This window comes from Bradyrhizobium xenonodulans, assembly GCF_027594865.1.
GTDB classification, from domain to species: Bacteria; Pseudomonadota; Alphaproteobacteria; order Rhizobiales; family Xanthobacteraceae; genus Bradyrhizobium; species Bradyrhizobium xenonodulans.
On sequence record NZ_CP089391.1, the window covers coordinates 134,181 to 160,779 of the forward strand.

Sequence of the window (26,599 nt, forward strand, 5' to 3'; positions counted from 1 at the left end):
CGTCGCAGGTACTGTTCCGGGTTTTGCCCACGCACCGCATAGGCCTCGGATCCCGACCGTTCAGCCAGCGCCACTGGATCGAGCGTATGACAATCGTTATCCGAACTGGGGAATGTAAGTCCGTTGGTGACAGCCGCAGCGAGTTGCCATCCTTCTCGTGAGCACACCGGCCATATTCCTGGCGACGGTCACTCGCATTCAGAGGAACCTCAAAGCGCTGCTGATTTTGGAGCGGGCCGGTTATGTCGTGGTCTTGGTCGCTGCAGCCCTGCTCGGGCCTATCTTCACGCACGAAAGGAGGAAAGCGAGACCCGTCCTGGCGCATCGGCCGAACAACCCTGAACAGCAATGTTACTCCCCATTGTTGCATAGTGGGGGCCAGCGCAACACACTGAAAGGGCATAACTTCTTGGAATTGCTTCACATCAAGAAGTTGATGGTGCCCAGGAAAGGACTCGAACCTTCACGGCCGTTAAGCCACTGGCACCTGAAGCCAGCGCGTCTACCAATTCCACCACCTGGGCATGCCGTTTGGGGCACGGAGGCGGTTACTACGGTTCGGTGACGCCGTTGTCAATTCATGCTTGAGCGCTGTTTCGGCTTGCCGATTGCGCATCGCAAACCGGCCCGATACAAGCCTCGTCAGGCGCACTCTCCTTTAGGAATCGACCCCCATGGCATCGAATCTGGAAACTCTCGTCACGGTTTTCGGCGGATCGGGGTTTTTGGGCCGGAATGTCGTCCGCGCGCTGTGCCGGCGGGATTACCGGGTCCGGGTCGCGGTGCGGCGGCCGGAACTCGCCGGATACCTCCAGCCCTCCGGCAAGGTCGGGCAGGTCCACGTCGTGCAGGCCAATCTGCGCTACCCGGCCTCGGTCGAGGCGGCGCTGCGTGATTCGGATGTCGTGATCAACCTGGTCGGCATCCTCGCCGAGGGCGGCGCGCAGAGCTTTGACGCCGTCCAGGCCAAGGGCGCCGAGACGGTCGCCAGGGCGGCCGCGGCGGCAGGAGCCCGGCTGGTGCATGTCTCCGCGATCGGCGCCGATGCCGAATCGCCCTCGCGCTACGCCAAGGCCAAGGCGGCAGGCGAAGCCGCGGTACTGGCCGCGGTGCCCTCAGCCACGATCTTCCGCCCGTCCGTGATGTTCGGCCCCGAGGACCAGTTCACCAACCGTTTTGCCGCGCTGGCGCGGATGTCGCCGGTGCTGCCGCTGATCGGCGGCGAGACGAAGATGCAGCCGGTCTATGTCGGCGACGTCGCCACCGCGATCGCCGATGCGGTCGACGGCAAGGCCAAAGCCGGCGCCACCTATGAGCTCGGCGGGCCGGAAGTTCTGACCATGCGCGAGATCATCGAGGCCATCCTCGCCATCGCCGATCGCAAGCCGATGCTGGTGCCGCTGCCGTTCGGGCTCGCCCGCTTCAAGGCCAACTTCCTGCAATTCGCACCGGGCGCGTTCAAGCTCACGCCGGACCAGGTCACGCTGCTCGAGCGCGACAATGTCGTGTCGGATGCGGCGAAGGCCGCCGGCCTGACGCTGGAAGGCCTCGGCATTACGGCCGATTCGCTGGAAGCGATCGCCCCGCAATATCTCTGGCGTTTCCGCCCGCAGGGCCAGTTCCAGCGCAAGAACGCTTGAGGCTTGTTCACCTCTCCCGCTTGCGGGAGAGGTCGCCGCGAAGCGGCGGGTGAGGGCTTTCTCCTCATCGGGAGTCTCTCTGTGGAGAGACCCTCTCCCCTGCCCTCTTCCGCAAGCGGGCGAGGGAGCACACCGTCAGCGCGGCAACAGCCATTTCCTTCGTCAAAACTTCAGCTTCTTGAACACCGCTTCCGGCAGCGTCTTGATGATGAGCATCACGAGACGCCATTTGCCGCTGACATAGACGACATCCGTCTTCTTCTCGACGGCGCTCAGGATCGCATCGCCGACGACAGGCGCTTCGACGGTGAGCGGACCGATCAGCTTCATGCCTTCCGTCATCTTGGTGCGGACGAAACCAGGTTTTACGGTGACGACGTGAACGCCGCCGCGACTGGCGCGGGCGCGCAGGCCCGACAGGAAGGCGGAGAAGCCGGCTTTGGCCGAGCCGTAGACATAGTTCGAGGCGCGGCCGCGATCGCCCGCAACCGACGACACACCGACGATCGTGCCGTTGCCGCGCACCAGAAATTTTTCGGCGAACAGGCCGAGGATCAGTGACGGGCCTTCGTAGTTGGAACGCATGATCGTCGTGGCGTGCGCGAAATCGCTCTCGGCATTTTGCTGCACACCGAGCAGGCCGACGATCGAGACGACGACGTCAGGCAATGCCGAAAGACCGCCGACAAAGCTCTCGAACGAAGCGGTGTCGAGCGCATCGAATTTGTGGAGGCCGACCTCGATATTGTAGCGCGCGCGCAGATCGGCGGCGTCAGGCTCCAGCGCGGCGATGTCGCGGCCTGCGAGGCCGACATCGTACCCCGCCTTGGCGAAGGCGCGCGCGGCGGCGCGGCCGATATCAGAGGAGCCACCGAGCACCAAAACGGTTTTGCGTGACGTCACGGCCTAGACCTCATCGAACAGGCGTTGTGAAAGCTTCGAGCGGATGTTGCAGGCAGGATCGAGCGATTTGCGGATCGCGTTGAAGCGCGACAGAGCGGGATAGCCGGCCTCGAACGTCGCGCGCGACTGGCGCGCATCCTTGGCGAGATAAAGCCGGCCGCCGGCGGCGACGACGAGACGATCGATCTCGTCGAGGAAATTCAGGATGTCGCCCTTCAGCGGGAAATCCAGCGCCAGCGTGTAACCGGGCAGCGGGAACGACAAAATGCCGTCACCCTGGCCGAGCTTCTTGAGCACCGCGAGGAAGGAGGCATCGCCGCGCCTGGAGACGCGGTCGAGGATCTCGCCGAGCACGGCGCGCGCGCCCTGCTCCGGAATCACGCATTGATGCTGGAGGAAGCCGCGTCGTCCATAGATGCGATTCCAGTCCGCGATGCTGTCGAGCGGAAAGAAATAGGGATAGAGCGAGACCACGTGGCTGCCGCCGGCGCGCCGCGCGCCCATGCGGTAATAGAGCTCGTTGAAGGCGCGGATGCTGTATCGGTTCAGCGTCATCGACGGCAGGTCGATGGGCACGCTGAGGCCGGGATTTTTGCCGGCGGGAAATGCAACGGCATCGCGCGCAAGCTCGTCCTTGCCGGCGTGCTCACCGAGATAGATCAGCGAGCGGCCGAGATCACGGCCGCGCGCGGCGCAATCGATCCACGCCACCGAATAGGTCACGGCATCGCCCGCATCGAGCGCGCGCATGGCAGCGTCGAGATCGGATGCGGAGATCACGCGCTCGCGGATCCACCCCGTTTCGACCGGCCGCAACCGCATCGTCGCTTCCAGGATCACGCCGGTGAGACCCATGCCGCCGACGGTCGCGAAGAAGGCATCGGAATTTTGTTCGCGCGAGACCTCGAGGATCTCGCCCTGCCCGGTGCGCAGCAGGATGCTGTCGACATAGCGGCCGAAGCCGCCCTCGCAATGATGGTTCTTGCCGTGAACGTCCGCGGCGATGGCGCCGCCGACCGAAACGAAGCGCGTGCCGGGCACGACGAAAGGCAGGAAACCGCGCGGGCCAAACGTGTCGATCAGGTCCGACAGCAGCACGCCGGCTTCGAGACGGACGCGTCCGGTCGCGGGGTCGAATGACCTGACCCGGTCGAACCCGGTCATCCCAATGGTCCTGACGGCGCCGATCGCGGCATCGCCATAGGCGCGGCCGTTGCCCCGCGCCACCGAGCCGGCCATCCCGGCGACAGCTTCGCCGACGGCCTCGAACGACCGTGGCCGCAGCACATCGCTATCGACGACCGGGAAACGCCCCCAGCCGCTGACGAGGGTCATGGTTCAGCTCCTGTGCGGGGCGCCGCCGCCCTGCTCTGGAAACTGCCTACCGATCAAAAGCTTATATTACGTTGAAGCGTATCAGCGAGTTTTTGAGAGGTTAACGCCCCAGCGCCAGCGCGATCAGGCCGAGCGTGCCGACGATGACGCGCCACCAGGCGAACACCGCAAACCCATGGCGGGTGACGTACCCCAGGAACGTCTTCACCACGATGATCGCGGTGATGAACGACACCACGAAGCCGATCGCGACGATGCCCATGTGGTCCATCGTCATCTCGGAGCGGTTCTTGTAGAAGTCGTAGGCGAACGCGCCGATCATGGTGGGGATGGCGAGGAAGAACGAGAACTCCGCCGCCGCGCGCTTGTCGGCGCCCAGGAACATCGCAGCGACGATGCTGGCGCCGGAGCGCGACACGCCCGGGATCATGGCGACGCACTGCGCAATGCCGATATAGAGATACATCAGCAGCGGAAATTTGGTGGCGTCATGCTCGCGCGCCTTGAGGTCGAGCCGATCGACCCACAACAGAATGGCGCCGCCGACGATCAGCGAGAAGCACACCACCCACGGATTGAACAGCATGCTCTTGATGTATTTGCCGGCGACGAGGCCGACGATCACGGCAGGCAGGAACGCCACCAGCACGCCGATCACGAAGCGGCGCGCATAGGCGTCGCCCGTGAACATGCCGATCGCCACGTCCCACAATTTCTTGAAATACAACACGACGATCGCGAGGATCGCGCCGAGCTGGATCAGAACCGTAAACGAATCCCAGAACGCGCCTTCGCCGAGATGGAAGAAGCGCTCCGCGAGCAGAAGGTGGCCGGTCGAGGACACGGGAAGGAACTCGGTCACACCCTCGATGATACCGAGGATCACTGCCCGTATTGCATCTGACATATTTACGGTCCATTTCGGCTGGAAAAGCGGGGCTCTTCTCGCCTATTCCCCCTAATGCCGCAATCGCAAAATGCGCCCTCACGCCCTTGCCTCGCGGTTTTGAAGGACTAGTGTGGCGCCGCACAAACATTGATGGATTCTTAAGCACCATCAAATAGTCAAAGGCTTCATGTTTACGCTGTTTCATCATCCGTTCTGCCCGCATTCGCGCTTCATCCGTCTGATCGCGGGCGAATACGGGCTCGATCTGAAGCTGGTCGAGGAGCGCAGCTGGGAGCGGCGCGAGGCGTTTCTGCTGCTCAATGCGGCCGGCACCACGCCTGTCATGGTGGACGACGAACAGCCGCCGATCCCGGGCGCGGCCATCATCGCCGAATATGTCGACGAGGCCTATGGCGCCGAAATGGGACCCAAGCGCCTGATGCCGGAGACGGTCGCCGAGCGCGTCGAGGTGCGCCGGCTGATGGCCTGGTTCAACGAAAAGTTCTTCGAGGAGGTCTCGCACCCTCTCGTTACCGAGCGCATCTACAAGCGTTTCATGAGCGAGGAGAGCGGCGGCGGCGCGCCCTCGGCCGACGTGATGCGCGCGGCCAAGGCCAACGTGCGCTATCATCTGGCCTATATCGGCTGGCTGGCGCAGACACGTAACTTCCTCGCCGGCGACCGGCTCACTTACGCGGATCTCGCCGCCGCGGCGCATCTCTCGGCGATCGACTATCTGGGCGACGTGCCATGGAGCGAGGACGACGCGGCAAAGGCGTGGTACGCACGGGTGAAATCCCGCCCGTCGTTCCGCCCGCTGCTGAGCGAATGGCTGGCGGGCGTGCCGGCGTCGCGGACCTACGTGGACCTGGATTTCTGAACTCCGATCCGACTGAACTGAAGACGGCGCTCGCGCGCGAAGCGCGTGCGCTCGGCTTCGACTGCATCGGCATCACCGAACCCGGCACAATTGAAAACGCCGGAAAGCATTTCCTCGAATTCATCGCCTCGGGCGGCCATGGCGACATGGACTGGCTTGCGGCGCAGCCCGAGCGCCGCGTCGATCCGCGCGGGCTGTGGGCCGACGTGCGCTCGGTGATCATGCTCGGCGTCAATTATGGCCCCGACCAGGATCCGCTCGCGATCCTCAAGCAGCACTCGCACGCGGCGATCTCGGTCTATGCGCAGGGTGACGACTATCACGATCTGATCAAGAAACGGCTGAAGGCACTGGCGCGCTGGCTGGTCGCGACCGCGTCGTCCGAGGTCAAAGTGTTCGTCGACACCGCGGCCGTGATGGAGAAGCCCTTAGCGCAAACCGCGGGTCTCGGCTGGCAGGGCAAGCACACCAATCTGGTCTCGCGTGAATTCGGCTCATGGCTGTTTCTCGGCGCGATCTACACCACGCTCGAGCTGCCGCGCGACGACGCCGAGATCGATCATTGCGGCTCGTGCCGGGCCTGCCTCGACATCTGCCCGACGTCGGCATTCCCCGCACCCTACAAGCTCGATGCGCGGCGCTGCATCTCGTATCTGACCATCGAGAACAAAGGCCCGATCCCGCACGAATTTCGCAAGAGCATCGGCAACCGCATCTATGGCTGCGACGATTGCCTCGCGGCGTGTCCCTGGAACAAGTTCGCGCAGGAGGGCCGCGAGGCCAAGCTTGCCGCGCGTGATGAATTGCGCGCGCCGACGCTTGCCGAACTTGCGCGGCTCGACGACGCCGCGTTCCGTGCGCTGTTCACGAAGTCGCCGGTGAAGCGCATCGGCCGCGACCGCTTTTTGCGCAATGTGCTGATTGCGATTGGTAACTCGGGCGATGCCGCACTGGCGGAAGAGGCGCGGCGATTGCTCAACGATACGAGCGCGCTGGTACGTGGCGCTGCGGTGTGGGCGCTGGGGCAGTTGGCGGAGCGAGAAGAGTTTGCGACGACGCGATCTGCCGCGATGGACGACGAACGCGACGAAAGCGTGCGCGAGGAGTGGCGAACCGCTTCCTGACCCTCCGCCGTCATTCCCCGCCTTCGCGGGTGATGACAGCGGTTTTTGCGGCGACCCTTGATTTCCCCACCCATTCCCGCAATCTCGCGCGCTATGACAAACATGCCTTTCTTCACCCGCGAGGGCGATACATTCCATCCGACGGAAGTGGCGAACGGCCCGTGGGATCCGAAATCGCTGCACGGCCGCGTCATCGTCGGCCTGCTGGGCTTCGCCATCGAGGAGCGTCATTCCGGCCCCGAATTCGTTCCGGCACGGTTCACCGTCGACATGTTTCGGTTGCCGACCATCGACAAGCCGATCGAGGTGACGACGCGGCTCGTGCGCGACGGACTACGCATCCGCGTGGTGGAAGCGGAATTCCTCTCGGGTGGCGTCAGCATGGCGCGCGCTTCTTGCCAATTGCTGCGGCGGACGCAGAATCCGGACGGCAATGTCTGGTCGCCACCGAACTGGGACGTGCCGAAACCGGCCGACATCCCGCAGCCGACCGATCCCAGGCTCGGCATGAACGGCAAATGGACGACGCGCCCCATTGTCGGCCATATGGGCTCGCTCGGGCCGAGAAAACTCTGGATGAGCGAGGTGCGCGAGCTGGTCGCGGGCGTGCCGATGACGCCGTTCGTGCATGTCGCCACCGGCGCCGATTTCGCGAGCCCGTTTGCGAACGCCGGCGACAAGGGGCTCGGCTACATCAACAGCGACGTCACGATCTATCTGCACCGTCTGCCGGTGACGAACTGGATCGGTTTCGACGTGGTGAACCACCAGGCCACCGATGGCGTCGCGATCGGCGAATGCTGGCTCTATGACGAGCAGGGACCGATCGGTACCGCCACGGTCGCCGCGCTGGCGCAGCGCAAGCCGATGGCGACCCCCTCGAAACGGTAAAGGCCTCTGCCGTCAGGCCAGATGCCGCTGCATCTCCGGCCGTGCCTTCAGCTCCGCGCCCTGCTTGCCGACGATCTTCGCAATCCGCTCGGGCGCAAACTTCAAATCGACGAATGCCGGCGCGGTGTTGGCAACCTCGTGATAGCTCGCGATCCTGCCGCTCTTCAGCGTCATGATCGCAACACCTTCGAACATCGCCCGCGCGCCGTTCGCTTCCGGCAAGGTCGAGCGATAGCTGAACGTGTAGCGCGCATAGAGCGTGGTGCCGTCGGTGACGGGATCGTGCATGTCCCAGCGGAAATCGGTCGCCGTGCGGTAGAACCAGTCGTCGATCATCGCGGCGATCTTTGTCCGGCCTGCAAAGGCGCCGTAGAAGACATCGTGATAGACGCCGTCCTCGGTGAAGAGATCGGCAAAGGCACGGCCGTTGCGCTGTTCGACAGCGTCGCAGAAGGCGCGCAGCATGGCGGTGGTGGGCATCGGCGTTTCTCCCTCCCCATTCTCCGTCATGCCCCGGCGTGACCGGGGCATCCAGTACTCCGAGGCTTCTCGGTTCAATCACGACGGCCGCGGCGTACTGGATTGCCCGCCTTCGCGGGCAATGACAGCGAGTACGACAATTTCACCCGATCTCTGCCACCGCGGCAAGAATGCGGGCGATGTCCTGCGGACGCGACAGGCGGTGGTCGCCGTCCTGGATCATGGTCAGCACGACGTCGTCGGCCGGCAGGCGATGCGTCAGCGCGAACGCGTGTTGCCACGGCACGTCAGGATCCTGCGCGCCTTGCAGGATGCGCACGGGGCAGCCGAGATCGATGGCGCTGCCGAGCACGAGATGATTGCGGCCTTCCTCGATCAGGTTCCGCGTGATCGGATAGGGCGAGCCGTCGCCATATTCCGACGGCCGCAGCCAGAAGCCCTTGGTCTCGATCTCTTTCTTCACCTCGGCCGAAAAATTCTTCCACATCAGTTCTTCGGTGAAGTCGGGCGCCGGCGCGATCAGCACCAGACCTGCCAACGACGCTTGACCGGCGCGCTTCCTGATTTCGCGCGCGAGAAGCAGCGCCATCCAGCCCCCCATGGACGAGCCGATCAGGACTTGCGGGCCGTCGCAGAACCGCTCGAACACCGCCACGCTATCCTCGAGCCAGCTTCCGATGGTTCCATCGGCGAAATCGCCGCTGGATTCGCCGTGACCGGAATAGTCGAACCGGACCACGGCGCGGCCATGGTCCCTGGCCCAGCCGTCCAGCGCCACGGCCTTGCCGCCCTGCATGTCCGACTTGAAGCCGCCGAGCCAGACCAGCCCGGGGCCGCGCCCGGGGCGGTGGCGCACCGCGATCCTGCGTGCGGACGGGCCTTCGCCCACATCGATAAAGTCGGGCACGGCATCGGGAATTGCGTCGGTCATGGAACGTTTGCTCTGGCTGTGCGGTTTGAACTGTCTAGGCCCCGAGTGCAGCAGGCTTAACCCCTGCCGGCATTGTCCCTTTGGGACGCTTGCGGAACATACGCAAGGTGTCTATGTCCCTCAGCGTGCCGTTGGGCGTGACCAGAATGCCTCGCATTTGAGGCAATTCGCCCATCGCATGAGCGAATTGCTTGCCGGCAAACGTATCTTCCTGCAAAATAGCCGTCTCTTTCACAACCTTGGAGAACCACCCATTCGCCGTCCCAATAAAGCCCCGCCCGTTGCCAGCAAAGACGGGCCGCGCATCAATGATGATATTCGCAATGCGCAGATCCAGCTGATCGATCAGACCGGTGACAACAAAGGCACCGTCGAAACCGTCATGGCCATCCGCATGGCTCAGGAAGCCGGCATGGATCTGGTCGAGATCTCGCCGAACGTCAGCCCTCCCGTCTGCAAGATCATGGACTACGGGAAGTACAAATATTCGGCACAGAAGAAAGCCGCCGAAGCCCGCAAGCGGCAGAAGATCGTCGAGATCAAGGAGATCAAGCTCCGCCCGATGATCGACGATCATGATTACGACGTGAAGATGCGCGCGATGCAGCGGTTCTTCGAAGAGGGCGACAAGGTCAAGATCACGCTGCGCTATCGCGGCCGCGAAATGGCGCACCAGGAGATCGGCACCAAGCTTCTCGACAAGATCAAGACCGACGTCGCCGAGCTTGCCAAGGTCGAGCAGGACGCACGGTTCGAAGGTCGCCAGGTCGTCATGGTGCTGGCGCCGCGCTGACGCCGGCTTTTCAGGACTGAAAGTTCAACGGCTCGTCGGGATCTCCGGCGGGCCGTTTTGTTTTTCCCTCTCCCGCTTGCGGGAGAGGGTGGCGCGAAGCGCCGGGTGAGGGCTTTCTCCTCTTGGGGGCGTCGTCGTGGAGACACCCTTTCCCCGGCCCTCCCCCGCAGGCGGAGGAGGGAGCACACCGTCTTCCTGGCTAGGTCCTTGTCGCCTGCCAAGTGCCGCTGCACGGGTCGCCGGAGATGATGCCTCGCCACGAGCCGGCGCCGGCCACGCCGGCAAGCCGGCCACCGCCGGCGGCATGGGACGCGCCGACCGAGACCTGCACCGCGACGGCGCCGCCGCGATTGACGGTGCCGGAGACCCGGCCGCCGCCGGCGGACGACACCCGGCGGCCGTTGACCGTGAAGGGGACGCTGTAGCCCGAACTGCAATTGCCACGGGTGGTGGCGAAAGTGACGTTCCAGATACCGTCATAGCTGCCGACACGGGCCTCGGCGGCCTGTGGCAGCGCGGCCGTGGCGAGCACGGCCAGGGGCGTCAACAAGAGCGCCAGATGGCGCGGACGGGCAAAATCAGTCAGAGAGGAAAGCGATCGGGAAAAATGGGCCATTTTGGTCCTGCTCCAGACGACACGACTTGGACATATGGGTGTCAATTCCCGATAGTCGCCGAGCCGGTTCCGGCGGTTCATCGTTGCCAATTCGCCCGTCCTCTGTCATAAGCCCAGCCTTCATCGCCCGGCTGATTAAGGGCTGCCGTGGCGGTGTCTCGTGCGGGTTTTGCGCTTGTTCGTAAAAACCTGAGCACAATCAACGCTCTAACGAGCATTTTAGACGGCCAGCCGCCTTCGCGGGCGGCATTCTGTTGTGGCCATAGGAGAGCAAAATGCCCAAGCTGAAGACCAAATCGGGCGCTAAAAAGCGCTTCAAGGTGACTGCCACCGGCAAAGTGATGTTCGCTCATCGCAGCAAGCGTCACGGCATGATCAAGCGGACGAAGAAGCAGATCCGTCAACTGCGCGGCACCGCGGTGCTGTTCAAGACCGACGGCGACAACGTCAAGAAGTACTTCTTGCCGAACGCCTGATCGCGTCCACGATCATTGCCATCTCCGCCGCACCTGGTGCGGCGATCCGAAAACCAAGTCATCTCTGAAGGATATTTGTCATGTCTCGCGTCAAACGCGGTGTGACCGCCCACGCCAAGCACAAGAAAGTCTACAAGGCCGCCAAGGGCTTCTATGGCCGCCGCAAGAACACCATCCGCGCCGCCAAGCCGGCCGTCGAGAAGGCCCAGCAGTACGCCTTCCGCGACCGCAAGCGTAAGAAGCGGACGTTCCGCGCGCTCTGGATCCAGCGCATCAACGCTGCCGTCCGTCCGTTCGGCCTGACCTACAGCCGATTTATCGACGGCATGGCCAAGTCCGGGATCACCGTGGACCGCAAGGTGCTGTCGGATCTCGCCATCAGCGAGCCCGCGGCGTTCCAGGCGATCGCCGAGAAGGCCAAGGCCGCTCTGGCTGCCTGAGCAGTGCCGCGCTAACGGCCGGCGCCGCCGGCCTGCAGCACGCGTCGCGAGTAACGCTGGGCGACCTCCGCCCGGCAGAAGGCTGTTGCCGAAATATACATGGTGCCGGACCTGTTCCGGTATTTCCGGTCGCAGATCCCCAACTCGCGCTGATAGCTGAGCTTTTGCGACGGCTTCGCCTGGCCGATAAAATCGGCCTCGCACTTCTTCTCGGCGACCTCCCCGAACTGCACGTCGCCGCTGGCGCCGTAGGCACAGGCCTCGAACAGCTTCATGGCACGGTCGCAGCTCGGCGCCGCGTTCAGGGCGGCGATGATGTCGCCCATCGAATTGGATGTGGCCGGGCATTCCTCGGCCGCATGAGCCACGCTTCCCAAGAGCACCATGGCAAGGCCGGCCAGCCAGGATCGCAAACGCATCGTCCCTTCCTTCGACTGGTTGGTGCCAGCCATGCCTTTACGGTTCAAATGCCTCGCATTTACGACGGCCATTCGGCTTGACGTTAAGCCCCGGCTGCGGCCACAACCCGGCAGCCTTTTGCAAGTTTGAGGGATCCGACCGTGTCCGACCTCGCCAGCCTCGTCCAATCCATCCTCGCAGAGATCGCCGCCGCCGGCGACGAAGCGGCCCTCGAAGCCGTCCGCGTTGCCTCGCTCGGCAAGAAGGGCTCGATCTCGGCCTTGCTTGCGACGCTCGGCAAGATGTCGCCGGACGAGCGCAAGACGCAAGGCGCCGCGATCAACCAGGCCAAGGACGAGGTCACCCAGGCGCTCGCCGCACGGCGCGACGTGCTGAAGTCGGCGGCGCTCGACGCGCGGCTGGCATCGGAAACCATCGACGTGACGCTGCCGCTGCGCGAGGCTCCTGCCGAGGCCGGCCGCATCCATCCCTTGAGCCAGGTCTGGGACGAGCTGACCACGATCTTCGCCGACATGGGATTCTCGGTCGCCGAAGGTCCCGATATCGAGACCGACGACTACAACTTCACCAAGCTGAATTTCCCGGAAGGCCATCCGGCGCGCGAGATGCACGACACGTTCTTCTTCCATCCGAAGGAGGACGGCTCGCGCATGCTGCTGCGGACCCATACCTCGCCGGTGCAGGTGCGCACCATGCTGAGCCAGAAGCCGCCGATCCGCGTGATCTGCCCCGGCCGAACCTACCGCATCGATTCGGACGCGACCCACACGCCGCAATTCCATCAGGTCGAAGGCCTCGTCATCGACAAGCATTCGCATCTCGGCCACCTCAAATGGATCCTGCACGAGTTCTGCAAGGCGTTCTTCGAGGTCGACCACATCAACATGCGCTTCCGCCCGTCGTTCTTCCCGTTCACCGAGCCGTCGCTGGAAGTCGACATCCAGTGCCGCCGCGGCAAGGACGAGATTCGCTTCGGCGAAGGCGAGGACTGGCTCGAGATTTTGGGCTGCGGCATGGTGCATCCGAACGTGCTGCGCGCCTGCGGCATCGACCCCGACGAGTACCAGGGCTTTGCCTGGGGCATGGGCATCGATCGCATCGCCATGCTGAAATACGGCATCGCCGATCTGCGCCAGTTGTTCGACAGCGACGTGCGCTGGCTGTCCCATTACGGCTTCAAGCCGCTCGAAGTGCCGACGCTTGCGGGAGGACTGAGCTCGTGAATCTGAGCGCCGTCCCAGAGCAATATCGCGGCCTGCGGTCGTTCGCCTTCGGCGACGGACCGGCTCTGGCCGACGAGTTGCTCGATCTCGTGATCCGGGGCGTCAAGACCGCGACATGCAGCACCGAGGACGAGCCCAACACCTCGACGCCGGGCGAACGCTGGATCGTGCTCGACGGACGCGGAGAGCCACGCTGCATCATCGAGACCACCGAGGTGAGCTATCGCCGCTTCGGCGACGTCGATGCGGCCTTTGCCTTCGACGAAGGCGAAGGTGATCGCAGTCTCGACTACTGGCGCAGCGCACACCGCAACTATTTCGGTCGGCAAGGCAAGTTTCGCGAAGACATGATGCTCATGTGCGAACGCTTTCGCCTGATCGAGGCTTTCTAGGAACGGCACCATGAAATTCACGCTCTCCTGGCTGAAGGATCATCTCGACACCGACGAGCCGCTCGACAGGCTCGCCGAGAAGCTCACCATGATCGGGCTCGAGGTCGAGAACATCGAGGACAAGGCGAAGGCGCTGAAGCCGTTCACCATCGCCAAGGTGATCTCGGCCGAGCAGCATCCGAACGCCGATCGCCTGCGCGTCTGCATGGTCGACACCGGCGACGGCGGCGCACCCGTGCAGGTGGTGTGCGGTGCGCCGAATGCGCGCGCCGGACTCGTCAGCGTGTTCTCGCCGCCCGGCACCTACATTCCCGGCAAGGACATCACGCTGGGCGTCGGCACCATTCGCGGCGTCGAGAGCCGCGGCATGCTGTGCTCGGCGGCCGAGCTTCAGTTCTCCAACGACCATGACGGCATCATGGAATTGCCGGCGGACGCGCCGATCGGTGCGGGTTACGCCGAATGGGCCGCGCTCGGCGATCCCGTGGTCGAGATCAATCTGACACCGAACCGGCAGGACTGCACCGGCGTGCACGGCATCGCGCGCGATCTCGCTGCCGCCGACATGGGCAAGTTCAAGGACCCCACCATCAAGCCGATCAAGGGCGAATTCCCCTGTCCCGTGAAGGTGACGGTCGAGGACGCCGCGCTGTGCCCGGGCTTCGCGCTCCGCCTCGTGCGCGGCGTCAAGAACGGGCCGTCGCCGGAATGGCTGCAGAAGCGGCTGACCGCGATCGGGCTGCGCCCGATCAACGCGCTGGTCGACATCACCAACTTCATGACCTACGACCGCGCACGCCCGCTGCACGTGTTCGACGCGAAGAAGGTCAAGGGCAATCTCGTCGTCCGCCGCGCGCGCGACGGCGAGACGCTGCTCGCGCTCGACGGCCGCACCTACAATCTCGACGCCTACGTCTGCGTGATCGCGGACGAGCACGGCGTCGAATCGCTCGCCGGCATCATGGGCGGCGAAGCCTCGGGCTGCGACGAGAGCACCACCGACGTGCTGATCGAATCGGCACTGTGGAACGAGATCAACATCGCCCAGACCGGCCGCAAGCTCGGCATCAATTCGGATGCGCGCTATCGCTTCGAGCGCGGCGTCGATCCGGCCTTCATGGTGCCCGGGCTCGAGCTCGCGACCAAGCTGGTGATGGAGATGTGCGGCGGCGCGCCGTCCGAGACCGTCGTGGTCGGCAAGGCCTTTGGCGACGACCGCGTGATCGATTTCCCGATCACTGAGGTCAAGCGTCTGTCCGGCATCGAGGTACCGCAAGCGGAGATGAAGCGCATCCTGAGCCACCTCGGCTTCATGATGGCGGGCCCCGGCCCGGTCGTGAAGGTCGCGGTACCGTCCTGGCGCACCGACGTGCACGGCAAGGCCGACATCGTCGAGGAGATCGTGCGCATCTTCGGCGTCGACAAGGTGCCGATGACGCCGTTCGAGCGCGGCGAGGACGCACGCAAGTCCGTGCTGACGCCGCTCCAGCTCCGTACCCGCCGCGCCAGGCGTGCGCTCGCGGGCCGCGGCATCATCGAAGCGGTGACGTGGTCATTCATCACCAAGTCAGCGGCCGAGTTGTTCGGCGGCGGCCAGCGTGAGCTCGAAGTGGCCAATCCGATCGCGTCGGATCTCTCCGACATGCGCCCGACCCTGCTGGCGGGCCTGATCGCAGCGGCGCAGGCCAATGCCGATCGCGGCTTTGGCGACGTCGCACTGTTCGAGGTCGGCCAGATCTTCAAGGGTGATCGTCCGCAGGATCAGTTCATGGCGGCCAGCGGCGTGCGCCGCGGCTTTGCTTCCTCCGAAGGTCTCGGCCGGCATTGGACGGGCTCGACGCAGGCCGACGTCTTCGACGCCAAGGCGGATGCGCTGGCCGTGCTGGCTGCTGCCGGCGCGCCGATGCAGGCGCTGCAGATCGTCGCGGGCGGCCCGAAATGGCTGCATCCCGGACGGTCCGGCACGATCCAGATCGGGCCCCAGAACGTGCTCGGCCATTTCGGCGAAATGCATCCCCGCGCGCTCGAGGCGCTCGGCGCCGACGGTCCGTTGATGGTGTTCGAGGTGATCCTCGACCGCATCCCCGAGGCGAAAAAGAAGCCGACCCGCGCCAAGCCCGTGATCGAGCTGTCGGCATTCCAGCCCGTGTCGCGCGACTTCGCCTTCATCGTCGACCGCGCCGTGAAGGCCGGCGACATCGTCCGCGCCGCGCAGAGCGTCGACAAGAAGCTGATCACCGGCGTGAACGTCTTCGACGTCTACGAAGGCAAGGGCATCGATGACGGCAAGAAGTCGATCGCGATCGCGGTGACGATCCAGCCGCGCGAGAAGACGCTGACCGATCAGGAGATCGAGGCCGTCGCCGCGAAGATCGTGGCGGAGGTGACGAAGAAGACCGGCGGCACGTTGCGGGGATGACCCTGGCTGACTTTCTCCCGAAGGACGTCAGCCTCACCATTGCGATGGCGCTCTGCGCCGTCGCTTTCGTTTCGGGTACCGCGCGCGGCTTCTCCGGCTTCGGCTCGGCCCTGATCTTCATGCCGCTGGCGAGCAGCATCGCGGCGCCACGTCTCGTTGCCGCCTTGCTTCTCGTCATCGATTTTGTCGCGGCCGCGCCGCTGCTGCCCGAGGCCTGGCGCAAGGCCGACCGCAAGGCCACCGCCGTGATCGTGCTGGGCGCGCTGGTCGGCGTTCCCCTCGGCACCTATTACCTCAGCGTGCTCGAGCCCGTCACGACGCGCTGGATCATCTCCGGCTTCGTCGCAGCGCTGTTGCTCCTGCTGCTATCGGGCTGGCGCTATCGCGGCAAGGGCCACGCCTGGCTCTCGGTCGGCATCGGCGGCCTCTCCGGCTTCTGTAGCGGCCTTGCGCAGACCGGCGGCCCGCCGATCGTCGGCTATTGGCTCGGCCGCCCCATCGCGCCGGTCGTCGCGCGCGCCAATATCCTGCTGTTCTTCGGCGCGTCGGATTTCTTCTCGATGGTCAGCTACGCGACGACGGGCCTGATCAGCCGCGAATCGCTGGTGCTCTCGCTGATCGTCGGCCCGGTCTATGCGATCGGCGTCGCCTTCGGCGCCTCGCTGTTCGGCCGCGCCAGCGAAAAGGTGTTTCGCGCGATTTGCTACGGGTTGATCGCGATAGCGGTGATCGCGGGGCTGCCGGTGCTGGACGGTGTGTTGCGGTAGCAATCTCCGCTGTCGTCCCCGCCTAGTGCGCAATTGCGCACGTGGCGCGGGGACCCATAACCACAGGGAGAAGCTTTAGCGCTAGCTGGCAACTCCGAATCTTCGCCAAATTGCTCCCTGTGGGTATGGGTCCCGGATCTGCGCTCCGCTTCGCTGCGCTTGTCCGGGACGACAGCGAGTGTGTTGCTACCTGGCTGCCCTACTGCCTCGGCGCGCGACGCTTCTTGGTCGATTGCGTCGGCACATCCGCCGGCTCGTCCTTGAGCGCGCCGATCTTGCGCAGCGCGGCATCCGCCGCGCGCTCGCCGCTTTCCCAGGCGCCGTCGACGGTGCCCCACAGCGTCTCGTGCGTGGCTTCGCCGGCCAGGAACATGTTGCCGATCGGCTCCGCCAAAACCCTGCGCGAGAGCTGACCGCCGGGTGAGGACGCCGACATCGCCCCCATCACGAAGGGCGAGGCGTTCCAGCGCGTGGCGCTGGCTTTCTGCACGACGGCCGCCGCCTCGCTGCCGAACAGCTTCGTGATCCACTCCTTCGCGAACGCGATCATCGCCTTCTCGCCCTGCTCGGAGAGATCGCGGCCGAATGAGCCGCCGACATCGATCGAGCACAACGAGGAGCCGCCGATATTGGCAAACATGAGCGCCGTGCGGGTCGAACTGCTCTGCTCGATGAGAATGTCGTCGCGCGAGAGCCCGAGCGGATTGCCCGGCAGTTGCAGCACGATGTGATCATAGCTGCCGAGCGTGAGCTTCGACACGGCATCGAGCGTGCGCTTGGGCATATCGGGCCCGAACTTGATCGCGCCTGACGTCAGCACATTGGTCGACACCGTGACGATGGCGGCGCGCGCGGCGATCTTCCCGCTCGGGGTTTCCACGCTGACGTCGCGATTGCTCCAGACGATGCGGCTCGCCGATGTCGCCAGCGCGACCGGCACCTGCTCGCCGAGCCTTGTGATCAGCGTACCCAAGCCCTGGCGACAGGCGATCGCGGCGTTGCGGTCCTGCGCGCGCGCCTTGTCGATCGCCGACAACTCTTTCAGGTCCTTGCCGGCAAAGCTCGCGCCGAGCATGAATTCGGCCGCACCGGCCCAGTCGCCGAGATCCTTCGGCAGCACCGAGCCGCAGGCCGTATCCAGCTTGCCGCGCGCAGCCTCGTCGATGGCGCGGTTGGCACGCACCAAGGCGGCGAGAAACTCTTCGGTCTCGCCGGCGCGGGCATTGCGGCGGCCGATGCGCATCTTCTGGCCGGCCGGCGCCGGCAGCACGTCGAGCCCGGCACTGCGCGCCAGCCGGATCATCGGATTGGTCTCGGGATTGTGCATCCAGCGCGCGCCGCGATCGAACGGCGTGTCGAAGGTCGTCGTGTCGGTGATACAGCGGCCGCCGACCTGCGAGGCCGCTTCCACCACCACGACCTTGCGGCCCGTCGCCATGATGCGCCGCGCTGCAGCGATACCGGCTGCCCCCGCGCCGATCACGACGATGTCAGCCTCACGCGGCAGGGGTGCGGCAGTCGCGCGCAGGACCGGCATCGCGGCAAACCCCGCCGACGCCGATAGGAAGCCGCGGCGCGTGATTGTCATGTCATGGTTTCCGAGGACTTGCGGCGAACGGGAACAGCTAGCGAACCTTGCCGCATCTGATGTTGCGCAGCAACCATCATGGTGAATCAATCGTGCTTGATCTCACAGAGTGATGAACCGAATTGCAAGACGTTTCGACCATGATAGAGAAGGGAAAAAGACGGCCGGAAAAGGCCGTGGGGGGAGTTTGAGATGGGGACGGTCCTGGACTCAGTCGGCAAGCTGATTGCCGCGTACCTCTCGAAGGAGGTGCCGGGCTACGAGCCGTTCACGCCGAGCGACCCCGAGCATCTGCGCGGCGTCATCGAGCCGGGCGACGTGCTGCTGGTCGAGGGCAACAACCGCATCTCCGGCATCATCAAATATCTGACGCAGTCGACCTGGTCCCATGCCGCGCTCTATGTCGGGCCGATCGAGGGGGCGGAAGAGCCCGACGGCGAGCCGCACGTGCTGATCGAGGCCAATATCGGCGAAGGCGTCACCTCGGCGCCGCTGTCGAAATATTTCCCGTATCATACCCGCGTTTGCCGTCCGGTCGGACTGTCCTATGAGGACCGCACCACGGTCTGCCGCTATGCCATCAACCGCATTGGCTTCGGCTACGACACCAAGAACATCGTCGACCTGATGCGCTTCCTGTTTCCACTGCCGATACCGCAGCGCTGGCGGCGGCGCATGATCGCGATCGGCTCGGGTGACCCCACCAAGATCATCTGCTCGGCGCTGATCGCGCAGGCGTTCGATGCCGTGCGCTATCCGATCCTGCCGAAGATCACCAAGGCCGGCAGCCGCGCCGCCCGCCGGGAGATCCTGCACATCCGCGATTCCTCGCTCTACATGCCCCGCGACTTCGATATCTCGCCCTATTTCGAAGTCGTCAAACCCACCATCGTGCACGGTTTCGACTACACCGCCCTGCACTGGGCCGACAAGCAGAAGCCGCTCGAGGAGGTAGCGGGCACATTCAGTGTGTTTCCAGAAACGCTCCGTGCGCCGCCGCTCGTTCCTGAGGCGATTGACGAAGAGGCGCCGGCTGAAGTTGCGGCTGAGAAAGTGATGCGCGAGGCGGCCGCCGAGATGGACGCCGCCTATTCCGAGCATTTCGTGCTGCTGAACGAGCTTGCGACGTACCGCGCGCGGCGCCGCGCAGACGCGCGCGAGGTCGCGGCGTAGGCACCGCTGTCGTCCCTGCGAGGGGCGCAGCGACGTAGGTAGAAACCTACCGTTCCGCCCGTCCGATCACGGCCATCAGCTCCGCGATCTTCTCGCGCTGATCAACCTTGTCGCCGCTCGCGATGGCGTGCTCGACGCAGTGGGCGACGTGGTCCTTCAAGACCTCCTCCTCGACCCGGCGCAGCGCGGCGCGCACCGCCGAGATCTGCGTCACGATGTCGATGCAGTAGCGGTCCTCCTCGACCATTTTCGAGAGGCCGCGAACCTGCCCCTCGATCCGGCCGAGACGTTTTCCGACGGATGCCTTGATGTCCTTGCGCATGGGGTCTATATACCCCTACCGGGTATGGGTTGCAAGAGCAGGCACAAGACCGGAGCATGGGCATGAACGACGCGGACCACGAGCATCATCACGACGGGGAAGCGCATTCGGGATGCGGCTGTTCCACGAAGGCTGCGGCGGCGAAGCCGGCGGCCTCCTCCTGTTGCGGCGGACACGGCGATCAAGCCCCCCATGCGCATCATCACGGCCATGACCATGGCGCCGCCGCGACAAAGGTCCTCGATCCCGTCTGCGGCATGACGGTCGATCCCGCGACCTCGAAGCACAGCCTCACGCATCACGGCGAGACCTTCCATTTCTGTTCGGCCGGCTGCCGCGGCAAATTCGCCGCCGATCCGGCAAAGTATCTCGCCAAGGACAAGGCCTCCGCGCCGGAGATGCCTGAGGGCACGATCTACACCTGCCCGATGCATCCGGAGATCCGCCAGGTCGGACCCGGCACCTGCCCGATCTGCGGCATGGCGCTGGAGCCGGAGGTCGCGAGCCTGGAGACCGGTCCCAACCCTGAGCTCGCCGACATGACGCGACGGTTCTGGATCGGCGGCGCGCTGGCGCTGCCGGCCGTGGTGCTGGAGATGGGTGGCCATCTCGCCGGTCCGCACAACTGGATCGACCAGACGCTCTCGAACTGGATCCAGCTCGTCTTCGCGACGCCCGTGGTGGTGTGGGCCGGCTGGCCGTTCTTCGTCCGCGGCTGGCAGTCGCTGCTGACGCGCAACCTCAACATGTTCACACTGATCGCGATGGGCACGGGCGTTGCCTATGTCTACAGCCTGATTGGCACCATCGCGCCGCAGATTTTCCCCGCGACGTTCCGCGGCCATGAAGGCGCGGTTGCCGTCTATTTCGAGGCGGCTGCGGTCATCACCGTGCTGGTGCTGCTCGGCCAGGTGCTGGAGCTGCGGGCGCGCGATGCGACCTCCGGCGCGATCAAGGCGCTGCTCCAGCTGGCCCCGAAGACCGCGCGCCGGGTCGATGCCGATGGCAGCGAGCATGAGGTCGAGATCGACGCGCTTCATGCCGGCGATCGCCTGCGGGTGCGCCCCGGCGAGAAGGTGCCGGTCGACGGAACCATTCTCAAGGGCCGCTCGTCGCTCGACGAATCGCTCGTGACGGGCGAATCCATGCCGGTCACCAAGGAGACCGGCGCCAAGGTCATTGCCGGCACGCTCAACCAGTCCGGCGGCTTCGTCATGCGCGCCGACAAGGTCGGGCGCGAGACGCTGCTGTCGCAGATCGTGCAGATGGTCGCCGACGCGCAACGCTCGCGCGCGCCGATCCAGCGGCTGGCCGATCAGGTCGCAGGCTGGTTCGTGCCCACGGTAATAGTCGTCGCCATCGCCGCCTTCGCCGCCTGGGCCTGGTTCGGGCCGGAGCCGCGGCTTGCCTTTGGTCTCGTCGCCGCCGTCAGCGTGCTCATCATCGCCTGCCCCTGTGCGCTCGGTCTTGCGACCCCGATGTCGATCATGGTCGGCGTCGGCCGCGGCGCGCAAGGCGGCGTGCTGATCAAGAACGCCGAGGCGCTGGAGCGGATGGAGAAGATCGACACGCTGGTGGTCGACAAGACGGGCACGCTGACCGAGGGCAAGCCGAAGGTGGTCGCGATCGTTCCCGCCGCCGGCTTTGCGGAAGACGAGCTGCTCCGTATCGCAGCCAGCGTCGAGCGCGCCAGCGAGCATCCGCTCGCGGATGCCATCGTGCGCGCGGCGAAGGAGAAGCAGCTCAGTCTCAGCCAGGTCGAGCAATTCGATTCGCCGACCGGCAAGGGGGCGACCGGCAAGGTCGATGGCAAGACCATCGTGCTCGGCAATGCCCGATATCTGACGTCGATCGGCGTCGACACCAAACCGCTCGACGCCGAGGCCGAGCACCTGCGTGGCGACGGCGCCACCGTGATCAACATGGCCGTCGACGGCACGCTCGCCGGCCTGCTTGCGATTGCCGATCCGGTCAAGGCCTCGACCCCGGAGGCGCTGAAAGCGCTTGCCGCCGAAGGCATCAAGGTGATCATGCTGACAGGCGACAACCGCACCACGGCGGAGGCGGTGGCGCGACGGCTCGGCATTGCCGAGGTCGAGGCCGAGGTGCTGCCGGACCAGAAGAGCGCGGTGGTGACAAAGCTGCAAAAGGCCGGCCGCAGCGTCGCGATGGCCGGCGACGGCGTCAACGACGCACCGGCGCTGGCGGCCGCCGAAGTCGGCATCGCCATGGGCACCGGCACCGATGTGGCGATGGAGAGCGCCGGCGTCACCCTGCTGAAGGGCGATCTCACCGGCATCGTGCGGGCGCGAAGGCTGTCGCAAGCGACGATGAGCAACATCCGGCAAAACCTGTTCTTTGCGTTCATCTACAACGCCGCCGGCATTCCCATCGCGGCCGGCATCCTCTATCCGGCGTTCGGCGTGCTGCTCTCGCCGATCATCGCAGCGGCAGCGATGGCGCTATCCTCGGTCAGCGTGGTCGGAAATGCGCTGCGGCTACGCGCGACGCGTTTATGAGCGTCGCAGAATCCGTGTAGAACGGTATCGAGCCGCGCGAGGGAGCATTCTGATGCAGCGAATCACGATCACGATCGAGGACGATCTCTTGGCGGAGATCGATGCTGCGGCAGAGGCGCGCGGCTATCAGAACCGCTCCGAGATCATCCGCGATCTCGCCCGCGCCGGGCTCCAGCAATCGACCGAGGACACCGCGCAGACCGGCCCCTGCGTCGCCGGCCTCGTCTATGTCTACGACCACGCCGCCCGCGATCTCTCAAAACGTCTGGTGCAGGAATTCCACGGTCATCACGACCTTGCGCTGGCGACCCTGCACGTCCATCTCGACGACGACAATTGCATGGAGATGACGGCGCTGCGCGGCGACGCCGGCGAGGTCCGGCATTTCGCCGACCACATCATCGCCGAACGCGGCGTGCGTTATGGGCGCGTGGTGATGATCCCGACAGGAGAGGGCAAGCCGGCGAAAGCAAGGAAGCACGGGCATAGGCACGATTAGCCAGTTGCACCCCGGCCGCGCCTTGGGGCCCGGTAGAGCCGGCATCCCTTGCCGAAGGCGTCCGGGGTGTCTACCTCTCGCGAGTGGTTTTCCTGAGAGGTCCTGCCATGCTGGATGCCGCCGTGAAGGCGCTGTCGCAAATGATGTCGCCGTCGATGCGCTCGATCCTGTGGCGATCGATCGGGCTCGCATTGGTGTTGATCACCGTGCTGGCGATCGGCTTGCAGCGGCTGCTGAGCTGGTTTGCGACCTATGGCGAGGCCTGGCTGGAGGGCCTGCTCGGGCCGGGCTGGCATTCCTCGCTCGAAGTGCTGTCTTGGATCGTCTCGATCGCGGCCGGCCTTGGCGTCGTGTTCGGCGGCGTGTTCCTGATGCCTGCGATCACCTCGCTGGTGGCGAGCCTGTTCGTCGACGACGTCGCCGACATCGTCGAGCGCGAGCACTATCCCGCCGAGCGGCCGGGCGTCGCGCTGCCGTTCAGCCAGGCGATCTACGAGGGCGTCAAGACCGCGCTGCTGACGATCCTGGTCTATCTGATCGCGTTGCCGCTGGTGCTGTTCGCCGGCGCCGGATTCCTCATCTTCTTCCTGGCTGCTGCCTGGCTGCTCGGGCGCGAATATTTCGAGCTCGCGGCGATGCGCTTCCGCCCGCCGGAAGAGGCCAAGGCGATGCGGCGCGACAATGCCGCGACCATCTTCACCGCCGGTCTCTTTATCGCGGCCTTCGTCTCGATCCCGATCGTGAATCTGGCGACGCCGATCTTCGGCATGGCCTTCATGGTCCACATGCACAAGCGGCTATCGGGACCGCGGCCGGAGCTGATCGAGCCGGCGCGGCAGATGCGGTAACGCGCTCAGACCGTCTTCTCCGGCCACCGGCAGAGATCGTTGATCAGGCAAACCTCGCAGCGCGGCTTGCGCGCGAGGCAGGTATAGCGGCCGTGCAGGATCAGCCAATGATGCGCATGCAGCATGAACTCGGCCGGGATCACCTTCTCCAGGCCAAGCTCGACTTCGAGCGGCGTCTTGCCGGGCGCGAGCCCGGTACGGTTGCCGACGCGGAAGACGTGCGTGTCGACCGCCATGGTGTGCTCGCCGAAGGCCATGTTGAGCACGACATTGGCGGTTTTCCGCCCGGCTCCCGGCAGTGACTCGATTCCCGCGCGCGTGCGCGGCACCTCGCCGCCGAACTCACTGAGCACCTTTGCCGACAGCGCGATTACGTTCCTGGCCTTGGTGCGATAGAGGCCGATGGTCTTGATGTACTCGCGAAGACGCTCTTCGCCGAGGTCGAGCATCTTCTGCGGCGTGTCGGCGGTCTCGAACAAGGCGCGCGTCGCCTTGTTGACCCCGGCGTCGGTGGCCTGCGCCGACAGCACCACGGCGACCAGCAGCGTGAAGGGATTGACGTGCTCGAGCTCGCCTTTCGGCTCGGGATTGGCCTTGCGGAAACGGTCGAAGACCTCGCGGACCTCGGCCGGCGTCCAGGGTTTTGTGGCCTTCAGCGGTTTCCTGGCGGAAGCCGATTTTTTGACGGGCTTCTTGACGGGCTTGGGCTTCGCAACAGTCGCCTTTGCCTTTTTCCTCGACGCCGGCGCTTTGCGCGGGGCCGGCTTGCGGGTGATTTTCGCCATGATCGGGATATAATGAGGGACGATGAGCACAGGCAACGAAATTGAGCGCGAGCGCGAAGCGCAGATCTTCTCCGCGCTGCTGACGCCGCATCGCTCGCTGAACCGCACCGGCTTCCTCGCCGTAATGCTGTTCCTGAGCGTCGTCAGCTTCGTCACCGGTCTCGTCTTCCTGATGAAGGGCGCCTGGCCGGTGCTCGGCTTTTTCGGCCTCGACGTTCTCGTGGTCTGGTGGGCCTTCAAGGCCAATTTCCGCACCGCGCGGGCGCGCGAGGAGATCACGGTCACAGCATCCGAATTGCGGGTGCGCCGCGTCAGCCATCACGGCCAGGTCGCCGAATGGACGTTCAATCCGCTCTGGGTCCGCCTCGACATGGAAGTCGACGAGGACTTTGGCATCGAGCATCTCTATCTGATCTCGCGGGGCCACCAGATCCAGCTCGCCCGCTTCCTGGGACCCGACGAGAAAGCCAGCTTTTACAAAGGCTTGGTCGAGGCGCTGAACGCCGCCCGGCGCGGCCCGACCTACAACCCGATCAACTGATCCCACGTCGGAAATCGGGTGGTTTCGCGCGCCGCGTCCTCCTACATTCCCGGTCATGATGACACTCGCCATACATGACCAGCGCCTGGCCAAGCCGGGCCCCCAGGACGCCGCGCTGCGGGACTATGATTCCGTGCGCCGGGCGATCGCCTTCATCTCGGAGAACTGGCGCACGCAGCCGGCCATCGAGGCGATGGCCGACGCGGCCGGCGTCACGCCGGATGAGTTGCACCATCTGTTCCGCCGCTGGGCCTCGATCACGCCGAAGGCCTTTATGCAGGCGCTCACCCTCGACCACGCCAAGGGTCTGCTGCGGGATTCCGCGAGCATCCTCGACGCGGCGCTCGACTCCGGCCTGTCGGGTCCGGGCCGGCTGCACGATCTCTTCGTCACCCACGAAGCGATGTCGCCGGGCGAATGGAAGAACGGCGGCGCCGGCCTCACCTTGCGCTACGGCTTCCATCCCTCGCCGTTCGGCACGGCCATCGTGATCGCGACCGACCGCGGCCTGTCGGGCCTCGCCTTCGCCGACCCCGGCGAAGAAAAGGCAGCGCTCGCCGACATGACCCGGCGCTGGCGGAACGCGACCTATGTCGAGGACCACGACGGCACCGCCCCGCTCGCGGCGCGCATCTTCGATACAAAGCTGTGGCGGCCGGATCAGCCGCTGCGCGTCGTGATGATCGGCACCGATTTCGAGGTACGGGTGTGGGAGACGCTGCTGAAGATCCCGATGGGCCGCGCGGTGTCCTATTCGGACATCGCCTGCAACATCAACAGCCCGAAGGCCTCGCGCGCCGTCGGCGCTGCGGTCGGCAAGAACCCGGTCTCGTTCGTCGTGCCCTGCCACCGCGCACTCGGCAAGAGCGGCACGCTCACCGGCTATCACTGGGGCATCACGCGCAAACAGGCAATGCTGGGCTGGGAGGCCGGGCAGTTGGGGATGCAGTGATCGTCGCCCCAGCGAAGCTCCCGTAGGGTGGGCAAAGGCGCAGAGCGCCGTGCCCACCACGCTTCCGCAATCACCGACAGATGGTGGGCACGCTTCGCTTTGCCCACCCTACGGCACCGGTGCTATCCTGCCAGATCCAGCTTCGACTCCACGGTCGAATCCGCATTGAGCCGGTAGATGATCGGCACACCGGTGGCGAGCTCGCGCTTCAAGATGCCTTCCGGCGACAGCTTTTCCAGCACCATGATCAGCGCGCGCAGCGAATTGCCGTGGGCGGCGACCAGCGTGCGCTTGCCGTTGAGCACACCGGGCAGAATTTCCTGAACGTAGTACGGCAGTGCCCGCGCCAGCGTGTCCTTGAGGCTTTCGCCGCCGGGCGGCGGCACGTCGTAGGAGCGGCGCCAGATCAGCACCTGGTCCTCGCCCCATTTCTTGCGCGCGTCGTCCTTGTTGAGGCCGGAGAGATCGCCGTAATCGCGCTCGTTCAGCGCGAGGTCCTTCATCGTCGGCAGGCCTTTCTGATCGAGCTCGCCGAGGATGAGATCGAGCGTGTGCTGCGCGCGCGTCAGCACCGAGGTGTAGGCGACGTCGAACACGAGTCCTTTCGCCTTCAGCTTGCGGCCGGCTTCCGTGGCTTCCTTCACGCCGAGCTCGGTCAGATCGGGGTCCTTCCAGCCGGTGAACAGGTTCTTCAGATTCCATTCGCTCTGGCCGTGGCGCACGAGCACGAGAAGACGTTCGCTCATTGACTAC

The 26,599-nt window shown here is 65.1% G+C and carries 28 protein-coding genes and 1 tRNA gene; 17 read left to right on the plus strand and 12 right to left on the minus strand.

The genetic code is table 11. The features are described 5' to 3' along the window. Window positions 1–437: 437 nt before the first annotated feature. Window positions 438–524: transfer RNA gene (locus tag I3J27_RS00600), tRNA-Leu, on the minus strand. A gap of 150 nt (window positions 525–674) precedes the next feature. On the opposite strand from I3J27_RS00600, the gene I3J27_RS00605 reads away from it, so the two are divergent. Next, on the plus strand, window positions 675–1,640 hold the full coding sequence (locus tag I3J27_RS00605; protein ID WP_270164228.1) for a complex I NDUFA9 subunit family protein: 966 nt from the start codon (window positions 675–677) through the stop codon (window positions 1,638–1,640). A 162-nt stretch (window positions 1,641–1,802) separates the two neighbouring features. On the opposite strand, the gene I3J27_RS00610 is transcribed toward I3J27_RS00605, so the two are convergent. The 3 genes from I3J27_RS00610 to I3J27_RS00620 all read right to left on the minus strand — a co-directional run bounded on the left by I3J27_RS00610 (window position 1,803) and on the right by I3J27_RS00620 (window position 4,785). Continuing rightward, window positions 1,803–2,543, minus strand: coding sequence for an SDR family oxidoreductase (locus tag I3J27_RS00610; RefSeq protein WP_270164229.1), 741 nt, complete (start codon window positions 2,541–2,543; stop codon window positions 1,803–1,805). A 3-nt stretch (window positions 2,544–2,546) separates the two neighbouring features. Then, on the minus strand, window positions 2,547–3,878 hold the full coding sequence (locus tag I3J27_RS00615) for an FAD-binding oxidoreductase (protein ID WP_270164230.1): 1,332 nt from the start codon (window positions 3,876–3,878) through the stop codon (window positions 2,547–2,549). Window positions 3,879–3,978: 100 nt separating this feature from the next. Further along, window positions 3,979–4,785, minus strand: coding sequence for an undecaprenyl-diphosphate phosphatase (locus tag I3J27_RS00620; protein WP_270164231.1), 807 nt, complete (start codon window positions 4,783–4,785; stop codon window positions 3,979–3,981). Between the two features lie 169 nt (window positions 4,786–4,954). Between I3J27_RS00620 and I3J27_RS00625 the strand changes: the two genes are divergently transcribed. The 3 genes from I3J27_RS00625 to I3J27_RS00635 all read left to right on the plus strand — a co-directional run bounded on the left by I3J27_RS00625 (window position 4,955) and on the right by I3J27_RS00635 (window position 7,662). Beyond that, the gene (locus I3J27_RS00625) at window positions 4,955–5,647 is read left to right on the plus strand and encodes a glutathione S-transferase family protein (protein ID WP_270164232.1); all 693 of its coding nucleotides are present in this window, start codon (window positions 4,955–4,957) and stop codon (window positions 5,645–5,647) included. Further along, on the plus strand, window positions 5,596–6,771 hold the full coding sequence (queG, locus tag I3J27_RS00630) for a tRNA epoxyqueuosine(34) reductase QueG (RefSeq protein WP_270164233.1): 1,176 nt from the start codon (window positions 5,596–5,598) through the stop codon (window positions 6,769–6,771). Before I3J27_RS00625 ends, queG begins: the two co-directional genes overlap by 52 nt. Before the next feature lie 93 nt (window positions 6,772–6,864). Next, window positions 6,865–7,662 carry an acyl-CoA thioesterase domain-containing protein gene (locus I3J27_RS00635; protein WP_270164234.1) on the plus strand — a complete coding sequence of 266 codons (798 nt, stop codon included), beginning with the start codon at window positions 6,865–6,867 and terminating at the stop codon, window positions 7,660–7,662. A 12-nt stretch (window positions 7,663–7,674) separates the two neighbouring features. Here I3J27_RS00635 and I3J27_RS00640 read toward each other — a convergent pair whose 3' ends face one another. After that, window positions 7,675–8,142 (minus strand): nuclear transport factor 2 family protein, encoded by a 468-nt coding sequence (locus I3J27_RS00640; protein WP_270164235.1) that lies wholly within the window; start codon window positions 8,140–8,142, stop codon window positions 7,675–7,677. A 142-nt stretch (window positions 8,143–8,284) separates the two neighbouring features. Further along, window positions 8,285–9,073, minus strand: a complete 789-nt coding sequence (locus tag I3J27_RS00645) for an alpha/beta hydrolase (protein ID WP_270164236.1) — start codon at window positions 9,071–9,073, stop codon at window positions 8,285–8,287. 253 nt (window positions 9,074–9,326) lie between these two features. Between I3J27_RS00645 and infC the strand changes: the two genes are divergently transcribed. Then, window positions 9,327–9,866, plus strand: a complete 540-nt coding sequence (gene infC, locus I3J27_RS00650; RefSeq protein WP_270173000.1) for a translation initiation factor IF-3 — start codon at window positions 9,327–9,329, stop codon at window positions 9,864–9,866. A gap of 199 nt (window positions 9,867–10,065) precedes the next feature. On the opposite strand, the gene I3J27_RS00655 is transcribed toward infC, so the two are convergent. Next, a complete protein-coding gene (locus I3J27_RS00655; protein WP_270164237.1) occupies window positions 10,066–10,482 on the minus strand; it encodes a hypothetical protein in 417 nt (138 codons plus the stop codon). A 275-nt stretch (window positions 10,483–10,757) separates the two neighbouring features. On the opposite strand from I3J27_RS00655, the gene rpmI reads away from it, so the two are divergent. Both rpmI and rplT read left to right on the plus strand, forming a co-directional pair. Then, window positions 10,758–10,958, plus strand: coding sequence for a 50S ribosomal protein L35 (rpmI, locus tag I3J27_RS00660; protein ID WP_007598540.1), 201 nt, complete (start codon window positions 10,758–10,760; stop codon window positions 10,956–10,958). A gap of 80 nt (window positions 10,959–11,038) precedes the next feature. Then, window positions 11,039–11,398 (plus strand): 50S ribosomal protein L20, encoded by a 360-nt coding sequence (gene rplT / locus I3J27_RS00665; protein ID WP_027561620.1) that lies wholly within the window; start codon window positions 11,039–11,041, stop codon window positions 11,396–11,398. 11 nt (window positions 11,399–11,409) lie between these two features. Here the strand turns inward: rplT and I3J27_RS00670 are convergent, their stop codons facing one another. Next, complete coding sequence (locus I3J27_RS00670; RefSeq protein WP_270164238.1) at window positions 11,410–11,817, minus strand: hypothetical protein; 408 nt, start codon at window positions 11,815–11,817, stop codon at window positions 11,410–11,412. Window positions 11,818–11,958: 141 nt separating this feature from the next. Between I3J27_RS00670 and pheS the strand changes: the two genes are divergently transcribed. From pheS to I3J27_RS00690, 4 genes are read left to right on the plus strand one after another with little or no spacing between them, the layout of a single operon-like run. Then, window positions 11,959–13,041 carry a phenylalanine--tRNA ligase subunit alpha gene (gene pheS / locus I3J27_RS00675; protein WP_270164239.1) on the plus strand — a complete coding sequence of 361 codons (1,083 nt, stop codon included), beginning with the start codon at window positions 11,959–11,961 and terminating at the stop codon, window positions 13,039–13,041. Continuing rightward, a complete protein-coding gene (locus I3J27_RS00680; protein ID WP_370691935.1) occupies window positions 13,038–13,433 on the plus strand; it encodes an ASCH domain-containing protein in 396 nt (131 codons plus the stop codon). Before pheS ends, I3J27_RS00680 begins: the two co-directional genes overlap by 4 nt. A gap of 10 nt (window positions 13,434–13,443) precedes the next feature. Then, on the plus strand, window positions 13,444–15,852 hold the full coding sequence (pheT, locus tag I3J27_RS00685; RefSeq protein WP_270164240.1) for a phenylalanine--tRNA ligase subunit beta: 2,409 nt from the start codon (window positions 13,444–13,446) through the stop codon (window positions 15,850–15,852). After that, window positions 15,849–16,619 (plus strand): sulfite exporter TauE/SafE family protein, encoded by a 771-nt coding sequence (locus I3J27_RS00690; RefSeq protein WP_270164241.1) that lies wholly within the window; start codon window positions 15,849–15,851, stop codon window positions 16,617–16,619. Before pheT ends, I3J27_RS00690 begins: the two co-directional genes overlap by 4 nt. 199 nt (window positions 16,620–16,818) lie before the next feature. On the opposite strand, the gene I3J27_RS00695 is transcribed toward I3J27_RS00690, so the two are convergent. After that, on the minus strand, window positions 16,819–18,207 hold the full coding sequence (locus tag I3J27_RS00695; protein ID WP_270164242.1) for a flavin monoamine oxidase family protein: 1,389 nt from the start codon (window positions 18,205–18,207) through the stop codon (window positions 16,819–16,821). Window positions 18,208–18,399: 192 nt separating this feature from the next. On the opposite strand from I3J27_RS00695, the gene I3J27_RS00700 reads away from it, so the two are divergent. Further along, window positions 18,400–19,380 (plus strand): YiiX/YebB-like N1pC/P60 family cysteine hydrolase, encoded by a 981-nt coding sequence (locus I3J27_RS00700; RefSeq protein ID WP_270164243.1) that lies wholly within the window; start codon window positions 18,400–18,402, stop codon window positions 19,378–19,380. Window positions 19,381–19,426: 46 nt separating this feature from the next. On the opposite strand, the gene I3J27_RS00705 is transcribed toward I3J27_RS00700, so the two are convergent. Further along, window positions 19,427–19,702 (minus strand): metal-sensitive transcriptional regulator, encoded by a 276-nt coding sequence (locus tag I3J27_RS00705; protein ID WP_253573567.1) that lies wholly within the window; start codon window positions 19,700–19,702, stop codon window positions 19,427–19,429. A gap of 62 nt (window positions 19,703–19,764) precedes the next feature. Here I3J27_RS00705 and I3J27_RS00710 point away from each other — a divergent pair, with 62 nt between their 5' ends. From I3J27_RS00710 to I3J27_RS00720, 3 genes are all read left to right on the plus strand, one after another. Then, a complete protein-coding gene (locus I3J27_RS00710; RefSeq protein WP_270164244.1) occupies window positions 19,765–22,221 on the plus strand; it encodes a heavy metal translocating P-type ATPase in 2,457 nt (818 codons plus the stop codon). A gap of 52 nt (window positions 22,222–22,273) precedes the next feature. Beyond that, on the plus strand, window positions 22,274–22,720 hold the full coding sequence (nikR, locus tag I3J27_RS00715; RefSeq protein ID WP_270164245.1) for a nickel-responsive transcriptional regulator NikR: 447 nt from the start codon (window positions 22,274–22,276) through the stop codon (window positions 22,718–22,720). 107 nt (window positions 22,721–22,827) lie between these two features. After that, window positions 22,828–23,568, plus strand: a complete 741-nt coding sequence (locus I3J27_RS00720; RefSeq protein ID WP_270164246.1) for a sulfate transporter family protein — start codon at window positions 22,828–22,830, stop codon at window positions 23,566–23,568. A gap of 5 nt (window positions 23,569–23,573) precedes the next feature. Here the strand turns inward: I3J27_RS00720 and nth are convergent, their stop codons facing one another. Then, window positions 23,574–24,353: an endonuclease III gene (gene nth / locus I3J27_RS00725; protein ID WP_270164247.1), complete on the minus strand. Its 780-nt coding sequence runs from the start codon at window positions 24,351–24,353 to the stop codon at window positions 23,574–23,576. A 22-nt stretch (window positions 24,354–24,375) separates the two neighbouring features. Here nth and I3J27_RS00730 point away from each other — a divergent pair, with 22 nt between their 5' ends. Together I3J27_RS00730 and I3J27_RS00735 are read left to right on the plus strand one after the other, a co-directional pair. Further along, window positions 24,376–24,894: a DUF2244 domain-containing protein gene (locus tag I3J27_RS00730; RefSeq protein WP_270164248.1), complete on the plus strand. Its 519-nt coding sequence runs from the start codon at window positions 24,376–24,378 to the stop codon at window positions 24,892–24,894. Window positions 24,895–24,949: 55 nt separating this feature from the next. Beyond that, window positions 24,950–25,846 carry a methylated-DNA--[protein]-cysteine S-methyltransferase gene (locus I3J27_RS00735; RefSeq protein WP_270164249.1) on the plus strand — a complete coding sequence of 299 codons (897 nt, stop codon included), beginning with the start codon at window positions 24,950–24,952 and terminating at the stop codon, window positions 25,844–25,846. A gap of 122 nt (window positions 25,847–25,968) precedes the next feature. On the opposite strand, the gene I3J27_RS00740 is transcribed toward I3J27_RS00735, so the two are convergent. After that, window positions 25,969–26,592, minus strand: coding sequence for a 2,3-bisphosphoglycerate-dependent phosphoglycerate mutase (locus I3J27_RS00740; protein ID WP_270164250.1), 624 nt, complete (start codon window positions 26,590–26,592; stop codon window positions 25,969–25,971). Window positions 26,593–26,599 lie beyond the last annotated feature (7 nt).

What these genes read in the sequence shown, in the direction of transcription:
- I3J27_RS00605 (WP_270164228.1), top strand. Translation starts at nt 675, where the DNA reads ATGGCATCGAATCTGGAAACTCTCGTCACGGTTTTCGGCGGATCGGGG.
- I3J27_RS00615 (WP_270164230.1), bottom strand. Translation starts at nt 3,878, where the DNA reads ATGACCCTCGTCAGCGGCTGGGGGCGTTTCCCGGTCGTCGATAGCGAT.
- I3J27_RS00620 (WP_270164231.1), bottom strand. Translation starts at nt 4,785, where the DNA reads ATGTCAGATGCAATACGGGCAGTGATCCTCGGTATCATCGAGGGTGTG.
- I3J27_RS00625 (WP_270164232.1), top strand. Translation starts at nt 4,955, where the DNA reads ATGTTTACGCTGTTTCATCATCCGTTCTGCCCGCATTCGCGCTTCATC.
- queG (WP_270164233.1), top strand. Translation starts at nt 5,596, where the DNA reads ATGGCTGGCGGGCGTGCCGGCGTCGCGGACCTACGTGGACCTGGATTT.
- I3J27_RS00635 (WP_270164234.1), top strand. Translation starts at nt 6,865, where the DNA reads ATGACAAACATGCCTTTCTTCACCCGCGAGGGCGATACATTCCATCCG.
- I3J27_RS00640 (WP_270164235.1), bottom strand. Translation starts at nt 8,142, where the DNA reads ATGCCCACCACCGCCATGCTGCGCGCCTTCTGCGACGCTGTCGAACAG.
- I3J27_RS00645 (WP_270164236.1), bottom strand. Translation starts at nt 9,073, where the DNA reads ATGACCGACGCAATTCCCGATGCCGTGCCCGACTTTATCGATGTGGGC.
- I3J27_RS00655 (WP_270164237.1), bottom strand. Translation starts at nt 10,482, where the DNA reads ATGGCCCATTTTTCCCGATCGCTTTCCTCTCTGACTGATTTTGCCCGT.
- rpmI (WP_007598540.1), top strand. Translation starts at nt 10,758, where the DNA reads ATGCCCAAGCTGAAGACCAAATCGGGCGCTAAAAAGCGCTTCAAGGTG.
- rplT (WP_027561620.1), top strand. Translation starts at nt 11,039, where the DNA reads ATGTCTCGCGTCAAACGCGGTGTGACCGCCCACGCCAAGCACAAGAAA.
- I3J27_RS00670 (WP_270164238.1), bottom strand. Translation starts at nt 11,817, where the DNA reads ATGCGTTTGCGATCCTGGCTGGCCGGCCTTGCCATGGTGCTCTTGGGA.
- pheT (WP_270164240.1), top strand. Translation starts at nt 13,444, where the DNA reads ATGAAATTCACGCTCTCCTGGCTGAAGGATCATCTCGACACCGACGAG.
- I3J27_RS00690 (WP_270164241.1), top strand. Translation starts at nt 15,849, where the DNA reads ATGACCCTGGCTGACTTTCTCCCGAAGGACGTCAGCCTCACCATTGCG.
- I3J27_RS00695 (WP_270164242.1), bottom strand. Translation starts at nt 18,207, where the DNA reads ATGACAATCACGCGCCGCGGCTTCCTATCGGCGTCGGCGGGGTTTGCC.
- I3J27_RS00700 (WP_270164243.1), top strand. Translation starts at nt 18,400, where the DNA reads ATGGGGACGGTCCTGGACTCAGTCGGCAAGCTGATTGCCGCGTACCTC.
- I3J27_RS00705 (WP_253573567.1), bottom strand. Translation starts at nt 19,702, where the DNA reads ATGCGCAAGGACATCAAGGCATCCGTCGGAAAACGTCTCGGCCGGATC.
- I3J27_RS00710 (WP_270164244.1), top strand. Translation starts at nt 19,765, where the DNA reads ATGAACGACGCGGACCACGAGCATCATCACGACGGGGAAGCGCATTCG.
- nikR (WP_270164245.1), top strand. Translation starts at nt 22,274, where the DNA reads ATGCAGCGAATCACGATCACGATCGAGGACGATCTCTTGGCGGAGATC.
- I3J27_RS00720 (WP_270164246.1), top strand. Translation starts at nt 22,828, where the DNA reads ATGCTGGATGCCGCCGTGAAGGCGCTGTCGCAAATGATGTCGCCGTCG.
- nth (WP_270164247.1), bottom strand. Translation starts at nt 24,353, where the DNA reads ATGGCGAAAATCACCCGCAAGCCGGCCCCGCGCAAAGCGCCGGCGTCG.
- I3J27_RS00730 (WP_270164248.1), top strand. Translation starts at nt 24,376, where the DNA reads ATGAGCACAGGCAACGAAATTGAGCGCGAGCGCGAAGCGCAGATCTTC.
- I3J27_RS00735 (WP_270164249.1), top strand. Translation starts at nt 24,950, where the DNA reads ATGATGACACTCGCCATACATGACCAGCGCCTGGCCAAGCCGGGCCCC.
- I3J27_RS00740 (WP_270164250.1), bottom strand. Translation starts at nt 26,592, where the DNA reads ATGAGCGAACGTCTTCTCGTGCTCGTGCGCCACGGCCAGAGCGAATGG.